Consider the following 14,319-nt stretch of genomic DNA (forward strand, 5'->3'; position numbering starts at 1 on the left):
GTTAGTCGGCTGTGAGTTCGTAGGCGCGCAGGATGGTCTGGTCGACGGTATTGCCGTTCAGATCTCGCGCCTTCGCCCGGAGCGAGACGAACCCGGCGCTCGGCTGGTTGAGCGTGGCGGTCCATCCGGTGCGGGTCTTCCGTACCGGCACGCTCGACCAGGTCTTGCCGTCGTACGACGCCTCGACCGCGAGTCTGACGACCGGGGACTTCGTAGACCCGTGCTGGTGCTCAACCCGCACAGGGATGTCGAACCGCCCGGCGAGAGCCTGGTTCCGCTCGTTCAGCTTGGGCGCGAACCGGACGGACATCAGCGGCAAACGGGTGTCCTCGCCATCTGGCGCACGAGCCGACCGGAAGGTCCAGGACGAGGTGATGTCGGTTGACCAGCGGAAGAACTCCTCGGACCGCTGGACGTGCTTGGTCAGCCGGTAGGTCCCGGCCCCGGCAGGAAGCGCGAAGGTCTGTAGGAGGGGGGACTCAGAGGTACGCAACAACGAGCCGTTGCGATAGAGGCTGGTGGTCTCCTTCTCGACCTCGGACACCCCGAACCGGCCAGCACCGGCATCGGCGAACATCGGCGCCGCCACCGTCAGGATGTCGCCGTCCCGCCAGACCCAGGGCTCGTCCTCGCGCCCGGGGTTACCGGCCTGTGAGCTCGGGAAGTTCGGGCCGACCACGGCGTGGTTCCAGGTCAGCCTGGTGGTCTTGCCGCGCGGGTACGACCGTGTCGGCATGGCGGTCAGCGTGATGTACCTGATTTCACCGTCCGGCAGGATTCGGATGGTGTCTGCCTCGAAGGCCCAACGTATTCCGCCGATGACCGAGTAGTACTCCTCACGCTGGAACGGCACCGTCATCTCGACCGTCGGGGTGAAAACGAATCCGGGCACGGGTCGGCCCGCGGCGTCGTTGGCAGGCAGTACCGGATATCCGAAGTTGTTCATTCGGTTGCCCTTGGCACCGAGGTACGTACCGTCGATCCGGGCGTAGTCCTTCGGCGCGGTGACCAGCGACGGGTCGTCCGGGAAGCGGGCCGGCCAGCTGATCGCGTCGTGGTAGAGGTACGGGCTGTCCAGGTAGAAGTCCCGGTCGGGATCCTGGCCATCCGGCATACCCGCCCAGGCGAGGTGTGCGAAGCCGGTGAAGGTCTTGGCGGAGCCGGTCAGGTTCGGCGCGACGGACAGGCTGGGCGCGTAATCCGGCCGGAACGAGTTGGCGATCGCGAGACCGGTGGTGAAGGTGAAATCGCGGAGCGGCCGGGCGAAGCCGACACCACCCGTGGCCGCGACGGCTCCGGCGACCGGGGCCTTGAGCTTGATCGGCTTGGCGCGGCGCGCGTCCAGCACCAACGTGCCGGGCTTGTCGATGACAACATCAGGCTCACCGAGATAGATGGCTTGACCCCGGGTGTACACCGCGATACCGCCGTCGACCAGGTACCGGCCTTTCGGCAGCGTCAAGGTGTCACCGGACGAGGCGAAGTAGCCCAGCAAGGTGTCGACGTTGAGCACGAACAGCCCGGCCGACAGCTCGTCACTCACGACCACCGGCTTGCCGTCGGTGCCCAGAATCGTGAGCTTCTGCTCGTACGTCGGCAGCGCCTTGCCGACCCCGACAGCCGTCCGGACGACCTGGCCATTGCCGGTGGCAACGATCCAGCCGGCGTAAGCGCCGTCGGGCCCCGGCCGGGAGGTGTCCGCGGTGACGTCCAGTGTCACCGTGCCGTGGGCGGGGATCCGTACGACGGACCGGCTCAGCTTGAACATGCCCGCGGGAGCCGTACGGCCCTTCGGCCCCTTGGCGCTCAGCTTCAACGTCAGCGTGACCGGCTTGTCGCCATCGTTGCGATAGGTCAACGCCTTGGTGACGGGCTTGTTGTCGTGGTGCGGCGCCTCGACCGGACCGAGATCGACTTTGCTCGGCGAGGTGGTGACCGCCTGCTTCAGTGCACGGGTGAGATCGACCCGGCCGGCGCCCTGCCCGAGAACGCCGATACCTGGCAGGCCCAGCGACGACCCGGTCAGGGCCGAACGTAGTTCCTCCGCCTTCCAGTCCGGGTGGAGCTGGGCCAGGATCGCGGCGGCGCCCGTCACGTGCGGAGCCGCCATCGACGTACCGGACATGTCGGCGTACGAGTCGTTGACCGCCAACGGCTCCAGCCGTGCACCGGCGGCCCGGGCCGCGACGATGTGGCTGCCAGGGGCCGCGATGTCCGGCTTGAGGCCGAAGTCATAGGCGCGCGGACCACGACTGGAGAAGGCGCTCAGGCCGTCCGATTTGGTGACCGAGGCAACCGTCAGGGCCGCGTCCGCCTCGCCGGGACTACCCACGCTGAAGTCTGCGCCGAAGTTCCCGGCGGAGATGACGAACAGCGCGCCGGTACTGGCGGTGAGATCGTTGACCGCCTGCTCCAATGGGTCGATCCCGTCGGTGGGACTGCCGCCGAGGCTCAGGTTGATCACCCGGGCGCCGGAGGTGGCTGCCCACTCCATGCCCGCGATGATCGCCGAGAACTCGCAGTCGTACATGCCGCAGACCTTGCCGACCATGAGCTTCGCGTCCGGCGCGACGCCGCGGTACTTGCCGTCGGAAGCCGCACCCGAACCAGCCACCGTCGACGCCACGTGTGTGCCGTGACCGGCTTGGTCGACGGCATCCTCGCCGTCGCCGGTGAAGCCCTTGGCAGCGGATATACGGCCCTTGAGGTCCGGATGCGTCTCGTCGATGCCACTGTCCAGTACGGCGACCTTCACGCCCTTGCCAGTGGCTCCAGCCTTCCAAGCCTCCGGAGCGCCGATCTGCTGGGTACTACGGTCCAGCAGGGGTTTAACCCCGCCATCGAGCCAGACCTTCCGTACGTCGCCCGCAAGCGCCGTACGACGCTTGGACTGCTGGTTGTCGGTCCAGCTGTTCCAGAGGAGAGTGGCCGACACACGCTGCTGGGTGATCGCCAAGGCGTCCACGATTGGCAATTCCCGGCGGACCGTCGTACCGGCGGTGAGCGCGGAACGAGCCGTGCGGGCGGCTCCGTTGTACTGGACCAGCAGGGGCAACGTCGGCGAGCTGGCGTCATCTAGACGGAGATCGGCTAGCAGGGAGACGTCGAACAACCGCTGGTCGAGTACGCCGGAGGCGAGCAGCGGTACGGCATCCAGGGGAACGATGGTCTGCTTGTTGCCGAGGGCATGCTTCTGGAAGACCATGCCCTCCCGGCCCGGTCCGGGCTGGACGTGCACGGCTTGGCCGGCTCCGCCGCGATGACCTGGGCGATACGTCACCTTGTCGCCGGTGATCAGGGTGATGGTCACGCTCTTACCCAGCAAGCCGGCGGAGCTATCGGCCTTGCCGGCGGTGGGTTCGGCAGCCGATGGGCGGAACGGGATCGCCGTGGCCGCGAGCGCGGCGGCCATGGCAGCTGCGGCAAGCCAGCGCTTGCTGCGGGGTCTCGTCAAAACACACCTCTTCGAATAGGGCGGTGATGGAGGACTTGACGCAGGGTAAAGCGGGCGAGGCCAGGAGTGGCCGTCGCCGGGGGAGCGCGGATCAGGGCAGCTTGGCGACCGGAGGCTTCGGGGTGTCGTTCGTCCAGCCCGACGCGAGTACGACGGACTTGCTGCGTTGCCGCGGTGAATGGTCTTGCGCGCACAGCAGGCGTCCGGTGTTCCGGTCGATGATCAACTGGCTGGTGTAGGCAGCACCGTCCAGTTTGGTGCTGAGGCTGATCAGCGAGCCAGGGCGGCCGATCGGATCCTTGACGCCTTCACGCAGGCTGACGTCTGGTAGACCAGCGAGCACTCGCAGAGCGGCGCCGCGCAGCTTGGGCGAGGACGGCGCCTCGGAGAGCAGATAGCTGGCAGCAGCGAAGATGGTGTAGACGCCCAACTCAGCGGGCTGGGACTGGTCCACGTTGCGGCCGAGGAACGCCTTCAGGGCGACCGGATCTGTCGGCAGCTGGGCGATCTGTGCAGCCGTCAGAGGGTCCGTGCCGCCGATGTAGTAGCCGTGCGACGTGGCCTCCTCTCTCATGCTGCGCAGCCTCGGAGCCTCCGGAGCGATGGTGATCGGCGTGCGCTCGTAGCTAAGCTGCCACGACCTGGGAGAGCCATCCGCACGCCACTTCACCTTGTCGGCTTCAGTCGCGGGGTGGTAGCCGAAGTCGGCCCAGCCGAAGAAGGCCTCATCGCCTTGTCTGGGCGGCGTCCAGCTTTCCGCGATCTGGCGGCGTTCCACCTTGTAGCTGCGGCCGGGCTTACCTACAGTCCGGTCGGAGTACCAGAGGCTGCGGATGCGGAAGTACTTGCCCGTGGCGACTTCATTGCTCTCCTGCTGGATCGCGGCCGCAAGAAGGGCCTCGCTGGCTGCAGAGAGCCGCAGGTTCGGTGCACTGCTCGTACCGGGCACGGGCACGGCGTCCGCGCCGGTCTTGGGCGAGAGCACTAGGGGAGCGCCCAGCGCGGCAAGTGCCACGGTGGCGGCCGTAGCAGTCAGAGCGATTCCGAACCGCCCCGACCGCGCTGAGGCGAGCCAACGGTCTCGGCGCCGCAGGTTCAGCTCTTCTGTGGCCAGCGCCTGTACCTGGCGGCGGGCCTGCTGGCGGACGTCAGAGGACGGGCCCGGGCGCTCGGGATAGGCCGAGCGGATCTTGTCGAACTCGTCCATATCAGAACACCTTCTGTTCAGCGGTGGGATCGGTGTGCCCGAGGTTTTCGCGGACGACCCGACGGGCCCGGGACAGGCGGGAACAGACCGTGCCGTAGGCGATGCCAAGCGCGGCGGCCACTTCGTCGTAGGTGAGTTCGCCGAGCGCGACCAGCATCAGCACTTCGCGATCTTTGGCGTTCACCTTGGCGAGCGCTGCCGCGAGTTGACCGCTGGCGCCCTGGGCGGTCACCTGGGCGGCGATCCGGTCTTCGTCGCCGGTCGATTCGGCCGGTAACGGCAGTTTGGCCGCCGCCCGCCAGGCCCGGACCTCGTCGCGGCGGTAGCGCCGGATCAGGTTGGTGGCGATGCCGTAGAGCCAAGCCCGTACGACGCCGCTGCGGCTGTCGAACTTGGCCCGCTGCCGGAAGGCGATCAGAAACGTCTCGGACGACAGATCGTCGGCGATATCGGTACCGAGCCGGCGAGCGACGTACGAGTGCACCTGGCCGAAGTACCGGTCGAAGATCACCGTGAACCGGTCGGGCTCACGCACCGAGGCCAACAGAATCCGGGCATCCTCGTCCACGGCCGGCGCGGGTGGTGCGGAATCGCAGAGCGGCAGAACCGCGGCCAGGGCCAGGTCGGGCGGGGCTGGCATCGAGCTCCTCACGTGTGCCAGGGCAAGGTCCGTACCCGGCGAGACGACAACCGGGCCGGCCCCCGTGGCAGCGGTGCCGCCAAGTGGCTCTACCTCTTCTTGCCCGATGTCCGAATCCCCCTTCTCGCGCGTCAGGTGGGTCTCCCAGGCAAGACGCCCAGCCCAGGCATCCGGTTGTCCGGGAATGGCCTGCTGCGGCCGGAGGTTTCTTCCTTCGACAGTCGTCGAACCAGTGAGGAGCGTCGGATGAGTGGAGCAGTGGTGATCGGAGCCGGTCCGGGGATCGGTACGGCGGTAGCCCGCCGGTTCGCCAAGGAAGGCCTTCCCGTCACAGTGATCGCCCGTAGCCGCTCGACCGTCGACTCGGCCATCGAAGCGCTAGGCCCGGTTGAAGCCTTAGGGGTTCTGGCGGACTCCACAGACGCGGAAGCCCTGCGGTCCGCGCTCGACCAGGCTATTGAGGAGTACGGGACGCCCGAAGTCGTTGTGTACAACGCCGCGATCATCCAGGCGGATAGCCCGGGTGAGCTCGCCGTACAGGATCATCTCGACGCTTGGGCGGTTAACGTCGTTGGCGCGATTACCGCGGCTGGGCACGTTCTACCGGCCATGGCCGCTCGGGGGAGTGGGAGCTTCCTGGTGACCGGGGGAATGCCCGAGCCGGTTCCGGCGTACACGAGTCTCTCGCTTGGCAAGGCCGGTTTGCGCGCGCTGGTGGAGCTCCTGCACACCCAGTACGGCGAGAGCGGGATTCACGTGGCCGAGGTACGCGTAGATGGCCCGGTGGCTCCTGGGACGGCCTTCGACCCTGAGGACATCGCCGAGCACTACTGGCAGCTACACGTACAGGAACCCGCCAACTGGTCCCGGCAGTTCGCTCACACCGGCTAGGAGTTACTTGTCGCCGATGCGGGCGAGGACCTCGTCGTGCAGCCTGCCGTTGGTGGCGAGGGCGTTGCCTCCAGTAGGACCGTCCTTGCCATCCAGCGAGGTAAAACGGCCGCCGGCCTCGGTGACGATGATGGCGAGTGCTGCCATGTCGTACAGGTTGAGCTCCGGCTCGGCCGCAATGTCGACTGCACCCTCTGCGACGAGCATGTACGACCAGAAGTCGCCGTAAGCCCTCGTACGCCAGCAGTCGTCCATGAGGCCCATGAAGTCATCGAGCCGGTCGCGCTGCTTCCAGCCCTTCAAGGACGAGTACGACATCGAGGCGTCGCTGAGGTTGTTGACGTCGCTGACGCGGCAAGGCTGCGCGGACATCAAGGCGCGTCCCGTCCACGCTCCATCGCCGTACGACGCCCACCAGCGGCGGCCGATCGCCGGGGCCGAGACAACGCCGACAACGACCTGGTCCTCGATCATCAGGCTGATCAGCGTCGCCCAGACCGGGACGCCGCGAATGTAGTTCTTGGTGCCGTCGATCGGGTCCACGACCCAGCGGCGAACACCCCAGCCGGTGGTGCCCTGCTCCTCCCCGACAAAGGCGTCACGCGGGCGGGCCCGGGCGAGGGTCTTGCGCATCACGTCCTCGACCTTCTCGTCCGATTCGCTGACCGGGGTCAGATCGGGCTTGGTCGCCACATGCAGATCCAGGGACTTGTAACGGTCCATCGTGATCGAATCGGCGTCATCGGCGAGGATATGGGCGAGCCGCAGGTCGTCGGTGTGCGCGGGCATGGCGGAAGGCTAGCCTGAACTGCGGTGCCTCGGGCGCCGCAGGTAGTACTTTGAACCGAAGCAGGTAGTTGAACGTGGACCTATTATCGAGTTCCGTCGACTGGGAGACGTCATGTTCGAGCGCTTCGGAGATCTGCCCCTGCACGTTCTGGTGATCCATGCCGCGGTGGTCGTACTGCCGGTCGCGGCCGCCACGGCGATCGTTTTCGCGCTGATGCCGCGCTGGCGCTGGGCCCTGCGCTGGCCGGCGCTCGGGCTTGCGGTGATCGCGCTGGGCGCCGCGTTCGTGGCCAAGCAGAGCGGCGAGGCGTTTGTTGCCGCCGTCCCGCAAATGGCCCAGCTGGTCCAGCAGCACCAGGATCACGGCTCGCTGCTGCTCTGGGTCACCCTCGTCTTCACGGCCGTCGTCGTGCTGGCCGCGCTCCGGTTGAGCGGCCCGTCGGCCCTGGCCAGCGGCCGCGGCGCGAAGCCGGCCGGCAATCGCGTGGTCGAGCTGGCGATCAGCGCAGCCGTCGTGGTGATGGCCGTCTTCGTCATCTACCAGACCGTTCGCACCGGCGACTCCGGCGCCAAGGCCGTCTGGGACGGCCGGCTCCCAAGCTGACGGCTGCCTCCCAAGCTGACCGCCGCGGGGCGGGTTTAGTCGCGGGTCTCGCGACTGGCCAGCAGCCGGCGGTACGACGCGACACGCTCGGCGTCGACCCGGCCTTCGGCCACCGCGGTGTCGAGCGCGCAGGCGGCCTCGTTGTCCGCGTGCGTACACCCGCGCGGGCAGTCCTGGGTCTCGTCGGCCAGGTCACCGAAGGCCTTGATCAGCTCCTGCGGATCCACATGCGCCAAACCGAACGAGCGAATGCCGGGCGTATCCACGATCCAGCCGCCGAACGGCAACTGCAGCACCAATGTGCTGGTCGAGGTATGCCGTCCGCGCCCGGTCACGTCGTTCACCACGCCGACGGCACGATGCGCCTCGGGCACCAACGCGTTCACCAGGGTCGACTTGCCGACGCCGGAGTGGCCGACGAGCACGCTGGTCCGATCGCGCAGTTGCTCGATCAGCTCGCTCAGATCGCCGTCGCGCCGGGTGGCGACGGCCTCCACACCCAGCGGCCGGTACGTCGAAAGCAGCTCCTCCGGATCGGCCAGATCCACCTTCGTCAGGCAGATCAACGGCCGCATGCCGGCGTCGAATGCGGCGACCAGGCAACGATCGATCAACCGCGGGCGCGGTTCCGGATTGGCCACGGCGGCGACGATGACCAGCTGTTCGGCGTTCGCCACCAGCGGCCGCTCGACCGGGTCGTCGTCGTCGGCGCTGCGGCGCAGAATCGTTTTGCGCGGCTCGACCTCGACGATGCGCGCGAGGGTGTCCTTGTCGCCGCTGGCATCGCCGTCCAGCCGGACCCGGTCGCCGACGATGACGCCCTTGCGGCCGAGCTGGCGGGCCTTCATCGCGGTGACGACCTGGCCGTCGTTCAGTACACAGGTATAGCGCCCGCGGTCGCGCGTGACCACGAACCCGATTGGGGCGGCGTCGTACGTGGGCCGGTCCTTGGTGCGGGGCCGGGTCCGGCGCTTGGGCCGGTCGTACTTGGCGTCCTCGTCGTACCGCGACATCAGACCCGCGCGCCTCCGGTCACAAGCTGGGACCACACGTCCGGGAACTCCGGCATGGTCTTGGCGGTGGTGCCGATGTTCTCCACCTCGAGGCCGTTCAGCACCAGCCCGATCACCGCGCCGGCTTGCGCCATCCGGTGATCGTCGTACGTCGCGAAAACCCCGCTGTGCAAGGCTTTCGGGCGAATCTCAAGCCCGTCGGCCAGTTGCTTCACGTCGCCGCCGAGGTTGTTGATCTCGGTCTCCAGCGCCGCCAGCCGGTCGGTCTCGTGGAAGCGCAGATGCGCGACGCCACGCAGGTACGACGGGCCGGTCGCGAGGGCGGCGACCGCGGCGACCACCGGGGTCAGTTCGCCGACGGCGCTCAGGTCGAGGTCCACCCCGTTGAGCCGGCCGGTTCCGGTGACGGTCAGGCCGTTCGCGTCGAGGGAGACGTTCGCGCCGAACTGGGCGAAGATGTCGCGCAGCTGATCACCGGGCTGGGTGGTTTGCTCGGGCCAGCCGGTCACGGTCACGGATCCGCCGGTGATCGCGGCCGCGGCCAGGAAGGGCGCCGCGTTCGAAAGGTCGGGCTCGATGGCGGTGTCGCGCGCGGCGATCGGGCCTGGCGACACGACCCAGCGGTTCGGCTCGTCGGTATCGACGTGAACCCCGCGCTCGCGAATCATCGCGATCGACATGTCGAGGTGGGCCTGCGAAGGAACTGGCTTGCCGTCGTGGCGAATGTCCACACCCTGCTCGTACCGCGCGCCGGCCAGCAGCAACGCCGAGACGAACTGGCTCGAACTCGACGCGTCCAGGTGGACGACGCCACCGCGCAGCGAGCCCGTACCACTCACGGTGAAGGGCATCCGGCCGGTGCCGCCGTCGTCGATACCGGCGCCGAGCTGGCGCAGGGAGTCGAGAATGACGTCCATCGGGCGTTCGCGGGCGTAAAGATCGCCGTCGAACGAGATCACGCCGTCGGCCAGCGCGGCAACTGGCGGCACGAACCGCATCACGGTTCCGGCCAGGCCGGTATCAACCGCCGCGGGGCCCTTCAGCGAGCCGGGCGTGACCAGGACACGGCCATCGGTTTCGGTGATGCCGACGCCCATCGAGGTGAGGGCGGATCGCATCAGCGCGGTGTCGCGCGCGGCCAGCAGGCCGGTCAGCGTCGACGGCCCGTCCGCGACGGCGGCCAGGATGAGAGCACGATTACTGATCGACTTCGAGCCGGGAATGGTCACCCGTCCGGTCACCGCCTCCGCCGGTCGCGGAGCCACCCAGTTAGCCGCTTCAGTCACACTTCTCCCTCGCGAATGCCGCCTAATATCACCCCGAGCTTAGCGGCCTCCAGCCCCGAAGCGCCGCGAAGCCTGCCGACCCGTGAGGGGAGCCGGACCGACAGGGCTTGCGTGCGCGGCTTGTGTGCTCAGAGGAAGGGGAGGTCGGCCTTGGCGTGCGCGGTGGCCAGTTTCGCCTCGCGGCGGGCGGAGTGCGCCAGGTGGTGAGCCTCGTGCGCGGCGTGCGCAGCGGCACGTCGGGCCTCGCGCTTGGCCAGCTTGGCGCCGCGTTTGGTCTCCCGCTTGGCCGCCTTCGCGCCATGCGTCGTACGCCAGACCACGCCCGGCTTACCGTCCGTGTCGACGGCGGCGAGCAGAAGGCCGCCGAGCAGACTGAGGTTCTTCAGGAACTGGACCTGCTGAGCCTGGCGCGTAGCCGGCTCGGTCTCCTCCCAGAAGCGGTGCCCGGCCAACGTGGTCGGAACCAGTGAGCTCGCCAGCAGCAACGCGCCGAGCCGACGGCCGGAACCGCTGGCCAGCGCAACGCCACCGACGACCTGGGCGGCGCCGTTCAGCCGGACCAGGTTGCGGGTGCTCTCGGGGAGGCGGTCGCCGACCTGCGCCGGGGCGACCTTCTTGATCAGTGGTACGAGCCGCTCGGCCACCGGTTCGGCCTTCGGCACGTGGGGATCCGGGTTTCGAACCGCCTTCGCCCCTTGGACGATGAAGATGGCGGACAGCAGCGGCCTGGCCAGTGCTCGCACGACAGTCATGGCTCCTTCATACCTTGTGGGACAACCCAGCGGCCATGAGGCCACTCGCGTGTCCGCACAAGTACCCGCCGGAAAACGTCCGGCGGGTACGCGGCTCACGTCAGATCGCGCAGCCGTCCGGCCCGCAGGCGCCATCCGTGCCGTCGGCGTCCTTGCCGAGGTCGGTGGCTCCGGCTCCCGCGACGATGGTGATGGGGGAGCGCTCGGCCAGGGCCTTGCGGATGACCTCGTCGAACACCTCGACCGGCTGCGCCCCGGACACGCCGTACTTCTGGTCGATCACAAAAAACGGCACCCCGTTCGCGCCGTACGCGACGGCCTGGGCCTGGTCGGCCGCCACGTCGTCGGCGTACTCCCGGCCGGCGAGCACCTCGGTCACCCGGTTCTCAGGCAGCCCCGCCTCGACCGCGAGCCGGGTCAGCGTCGCGTGGTCCCCGACGGCCTCGCCCTCGGTGAAGTACGCCCGCAGCAGGCGCTCCTTCAGTTGGTCCTGGCCGTTGGCCGGCAGTTCGCCCGCCTCCACCAGATCGAGCGCGAGGTGCAGCAGGCGGTGCGCGTCCACCGTGTTCGCCGGCTTGGCGTGCTCGAAGTGGAACTCCAGCCCGTCCTCGGCAGCCACCCCGGTCACCTGGGCGTTGGCCTTCAGGCCGAACTCACGCCCACCGCCGTACTTGGCGCCAAGCCGCTCAGCCAGATCCCGCGGGTCGTCGTTGCGCGCGGACGGGTCGAGCTGGAACGAATGCCAGACGACCTCAACCTGCGAACCGAAACCACCATCGGCAATAGCCTTCTCGAGCCGGCGCTTGCCGATGTAACACCACGGGCACACCACGTCGGACCAGACATCAATACGCATGCCAGTCGCAACCAGCCCCCGGCCGCACAAATTCCACAACGTGTCAGACAGCACAACCCGCCGGTGCGGTTCGACCTGCGGTGCGTGGTGGAACGTGCCGGGGTGGTTCGACGGACTGCGGGCAGTACGGCGTGTAGTGGGTGGTACGGCGTGTGGTGGGTGGTTCAGGCGGCGCAGCGGCGTACGGCGAGTAGGGCGTAGGCCCTCGCGCAGTGCAGCACCTCGGCCAGGCGTACGTGCTCGTCAACGGCATGGGCGTACCGAACGTCTCCCGGCCCGTACTGCAGCGTGGGAATACCCGCAGCCGTGTAATGCCGCAGATCCGACCCGTACGGTCCACCCCGCACCTCCGGTTCCGCCACCCCGGCATCAACCGCCGCGGCCAGCGTCTCGCCAAGCAGGGGATGGCCGTCGGCCAAGGCGCCCGACGCGAAGATCCCGCCGGGCCAGGTGACCTTGACCGGGTTCTTCCGCAGCCATTCGTCATCCACTGACGCGACTGCCGCTTCGAAAGCCTTCTTGGCTGCCGCGACATCTTCCCCAAGCCGTACGCCGTACCGGCCTTCCGTGATCAGGCTGTCCGGCACCGTGCTCGCCCAGTCCCCGGCCCGGATCAGGCCCACCGACAAGGGATTCGCCAGGTCGAGATGCGCCAGCAGCGGATGTGGATCCGCATTGCGAGCGGTCTCCAGTTCGCGCAGCGCGGCGTTGACCCGTTCGAAGGCGTCGATCGCGCTCACGCCGCGGGTACGGGTCGAACCGTGCGTCGCCAGCCCGGACACCTCCAGCCGGAACGTGAGGGAGCCCGAGTTCGCCGGAATCACCCGGCCGGCAGTCGGTTCCGCGATGAGGCAGGCGTCGCCGCGATGTCCCCGGCGCAACGTGGCGAACGTGCCGACGCCGCCGTCCTCCTCGCCGACAACGGTGTGTACCGCGATCGGCCGAGCCAGCTCGATACCGGCGGCCGCGATGGCGTGCACGGCGCCGAGGATGGCGGCCACTCCACCCTTCATGTCGCAACTGCCCCGGCCGTACAAGATGCCGTCGGCAACAACCGGCTCGAAGGGATCCCCGCCGGGCCAGAGCGCGAGGTCGCCGGGCGGTACGACATCGAGGTGCCCGTTGAGGATCAACCCCGGTACGCCGTCCGGCCCCAGCGTGCCAACCACACCCCACGCTTGGCTCCGCTCGACCTCCATCCCGGGGAACTCCGGATCCGCCTTCAGCTCGTCAAGGTCGATCCGCCAGTGGTCGACGCTCAACCCCAGCTCCCGAAGTCGCTGCGCCGCCCACACCTGAACGTCGTTCTCCGCCGCCGTGCCATCCACACTCGGAATCCGCACCAACTCCCGCAGATCCGCCAAAATCCGCTCATCCTCAAACGCCCCCAACACCGCTTGCTCAACCCGGCGCAAGGTTTGTGAGACCGGGCCCGGCTGCGGGGACATGGCGTTGGGCTCCGGGCTTGAAGTGCTGAGGATGGGCTGGAGTTGCTCGTCAGGCACGGTCGGGTCCTTCGGGCAGGTAGGCGGACAGGCAGCGGGCGATCACCGGTCCGGGATCGGCCGCGTTGAGCAGATCGAGGCTATGCGCGGCCCGCAGTACCGCGAAACCGTGCAGCCCGGTCCAAATCCCGATGGTCCGCTGCCACGCTTTGTCCTCACTCGACGTCGATACCTCGGCCACCAAGTCCACCAGTGAACCGAACAGCGGCAGCGAAAGCGCCCGCAAATTCGCCCCGGATCCACTCAGCAGGTCATGCCGGAAGATCAGTTCGAACATCGCCGGCCGCTCGCTCGCGAACTCCAGATACCGCTCGCAGGCGCGGGTCAGCCGCTCCCGAGGCGTTCCGGCGCCGAGTCGCTCCAGCCGCTTGGCGAGGTCGCTGATCCCGGTCGTCGCGATCGCGCCGAGCAGGGAGGCGTGGGTGGGGAAGTAGCGCCTGGGTGCGCCATGGGAGACGCCCGCGCGGCGCGCGATTCCCCGGAGCGTCAGTTCCGCCAGGCCTTCTTCCTCGAGCAGTTGAACTCCGGTCGTGACCAGCTTGGCGCGCAGCGATTCGGTCTCCACGTAGACAGTGTCTATCAATCCGCCGTAGACACTGTCTACTATGCGGCGTAGACACTGTCTACCTGAGGAGTTCGCCGTGTGGTACCACCTGTTCAAGTACGTGCTGGTCGGCCCGGTGCTGCGGTTGCTCGGCCGCCCGACCGTCGTCGGGCGCGAGCATCTCCCGGCAAAGGGACCGGTGATTCTGGCCGGCAACCACTTGGCGGTCGCCGACTCGTTCTACCTGTGCCTGATGGTCCGGCGGCGGATCATCTTCATCGCCAAGAGCGAGTACTTCACGGCGCCAGGGATCAAGGGCCGGATGCTGCGCTGGTTCTACTCCGCGACCGGCCAGGTGCCGGTCGATCGAAGTGGGGGACGGGCCGCCGCTGATGCGTTGGAAGCCGCCACGGCCATCCTTCGGGATGGCGGAGTTTGGGGCATCTATCCGGAAGGCACCCGGTCACCAGATGGCCGCCTCTACCGCGGCAAGACCGGCGCCATGCGAGTGGCCCTTGCGACCGGGGTGCCCGTACTGCCGGTCGTGGTGAAGGGCACCGAAACCGTCAATCCGCCGGGTAGTCGCTGCTGGCGCTTCGGACGCGTCGAGGTCAAGATCTGCCCGCCGCTGGACCTGTCGGCGTATCGCCCGGACCAGTTCCGCGCAGCCACCGACCACCTGATGGCGGTCCTGCGCGAGGAATCCGGTCAGGAGTACGTCAACACCTACGCAGTCCGGGCCGCCTGATCCAGCCTGCTTGGTCGCCGCGAGCGGTCA

At 68.2% G+C, this 14,319-nt stretch carries 13 protein-coding genes; 3 read left to right on the forward strand and 10 right to left on the reverse strand.

Going from position 1 to position 14,319, the window contains the following annotated elements:
• Nucleotide 1: 1 nt before the first annotated feature.
• The 3 genes from ACFFGN_RS22195 to ACFFGN_RS22205 form a co-directional block, all read right to left on the reverse strand.
• Nucleotides 2–3,454, reverse strand: a complete 3,453-nt coding sequence (locus ACFFGN_RS22195) for a S8 family peptidase (RefSeq protein WP_380050815.1) — start codon at nt 3,452–3,454, stop codon at nt 2–4.
• Between the two features lie 91 nt (nt 3,455–3,545).
• Nucleotides 3,546–4,661, reverse strand: coding sequence for a CU044_5270 family protein (locus ACFFGN_RS22200; protein ID WP_380050817.1), 1,116 nt, complete (start codon nt 4,659–4,661; stop codon nt 3,546–3,548).
• A 1-nt stretch (nt 4,662) separates the two neighbouring features.
• Nucleotides 4,663–5,301 carry an RNA polymerase sigma factor gene (locus tag ACFFGN_RS22205; RefSeq protein ID WP_380050819.1) on the reverse strand — a complete coding sequence of 213 codons (639 nt, stop codon included), beginning with the start codon at nt 5,299–5,301 and terminating at the stop codon, nt 4,663–4,665.
• A gap of 246 nt (nt 5,302–5,547) precedes the next feature.
• Between ACFFGN_RS22205 and ACFFGN_RS22210 the strand changes: the two genes are divergently transcribed.
• Nucleotides 5,548–6,192: an SDR family NAD(P)-dependent oxidoreductase gene (locus ACFFGN_RS22210; protein WP_380050821.1), complete on the forward strand. Its 645-nt coding sequence runs from the start codon at nt 5,548–5,550 to the stop codon at nt 6,190–6,192.
• A 3-nt stretch (nt 6,193–6,195) separates the two neighbouring features.
• Here ACFFGN_RS22210 and hisN read toward each other — a convergent pair whose 3' ends face one another.
• The gene (gene hisN / locus ACFFGN_RS22215; RefSeq protein ID WP_380050823.1) at nt 6,196–6,981 is read right to left on the reverse strand and encodes a histidinol-phosphatase; all 786 of its coding nucleotides are present in this window, start codon (nt 6,979–6,981) and stop codon (nt 6,196–6,198) included.
• A 112-nt stretch (nt 6,982–7,093) separates the two neighbouring features.
• On the opposite strand from hisN, the gene ACFFGN_RS22220 reads away from it, so the two are divergent.
• Nucleotides 7,094–7,585, forward strand: a complete 492-nt coding sequence (locus ACFFGN_RS22220; protein ID WP_380050825.1) for a DUF2231 domain-containing protein — start codon at nt 7,094–7,096, stop codon at nt 7,583–7,585.
• 35 nt (nt 7,586–7,620) lie between these two features.
• Here the strand turns inward: ACFFGN_RS22220 and rsgA are convergent, their stop codons facing one another.
• The 6 genes from rsgA to ACFFGN_RS22250 all read right to left on the reverse strand — a co-directional run bounded on the left by rsgA (nt 7,621) and on the right by ACFFGN_RS22250 (nt 13,562).
• On the reverse strand, nt 7,621–8,598 hold the full coding sequence (rsgA, locus tag ACFFGN_RS22225; protein ID WP_380050827.1) for a ribosome small subunit-dependent GTPase A: 978 nt from the start codon (nt 8,596–8,598) through the stop codon (nt 7,621–7,623).
• On the reverse strand, nt 8,598–9,884 hold the full coding sequence (aroA, locus tag ACFFGN_RS22230) for a 3-phosphoshikimate 1-carboxyvinyltransferase (RefSeq protein WP_380050829.1): 1,287 nt from the start codon (nt 9,882–9,884) through the stop codon (nt 8,598–8,600). Before aroA ends, rsgA begins: the two co-directional genes overlap by 1 nt.
• A 128-nt stretch (nt 9,885–10,012) precedes the next feature.
• The gene (locus tag ACFFGN_RS22235; RefSeq protein ID WP_380050831.1) at nt 10,013–10,636 is read right to left on the reverse strand and encodes a DoxX family membrane protein; all 624 of its coding nucleotides are present in this window, start codon (nt 10,634–10,636) and stop codon (nt 10,013–10,015) included.
• Nucleotides 10,637–10,736: 100 nt separating this feature from the next.
• On the reverse strand, nt 10,737–11,492 hold the full coding sequence (locus ACFFGN_RS22240; protein ID WP_380050833.1) for a DsbA family oxidoreductase: 756 nt from the start codon (nt 11,490–11,492) through the stop codon (nt 10,737–10,739).
• Between the two features lie 164 nt (nt 11,493–11,656).
• Complete coding sequence (locus ACFFGN_RS22245) at nt 11,657–12,997, reverse strand: ArgE/DapE family deacylase (RefSeq protein WP_380050835.1); 1,341 nt, start codon at nt 12,995–12,997, stop codon at nt 11,657–11,659.
• Complete coding sequence (locus tag ACFFGN_RS22250) at nt 12,990–13,562, reverse strand: TetR/AcrR family transcriptional regulator (RefSeq protein ID WP_380050837.1); 573 nt, start codon at nt 13,560–13,562, stop codon at nt 12,990–12,992. The genes ACFFGN_RS22245 and ACFFGN_RS22250 overlap by 8 nt, the downstream gene beginning before the upstream one ends.
• Before the next feature lie 76 nt (nt 13,563–13,638).
• Between ACFFGN_RS22250 and ACFFGN_RS22255 the strand changes: the two genes are divergently transcribed.
• Entirely contained in the window at nt 13,639–14,289 is a 651-nt protein-coding gene (locus ACFFGN_RS22255; protein ID WP_380050839.1) for a lysophospholipid acyltransferase family protein, read from the forward strand.
• Nucleotides 14,290–14,319: the final 30 nt, after the last annotated feature.

Source organism: Kribbella deserti, from assembly GCF_042434725.1.
In the GTDB taxonomy this organism is placed as follows: domain Bacteria; phylum Actinomycetota; class Actinomycetes; order Propionibacteriales; family Kribbellaceae; genus Kribbella; species Kribbella deserti.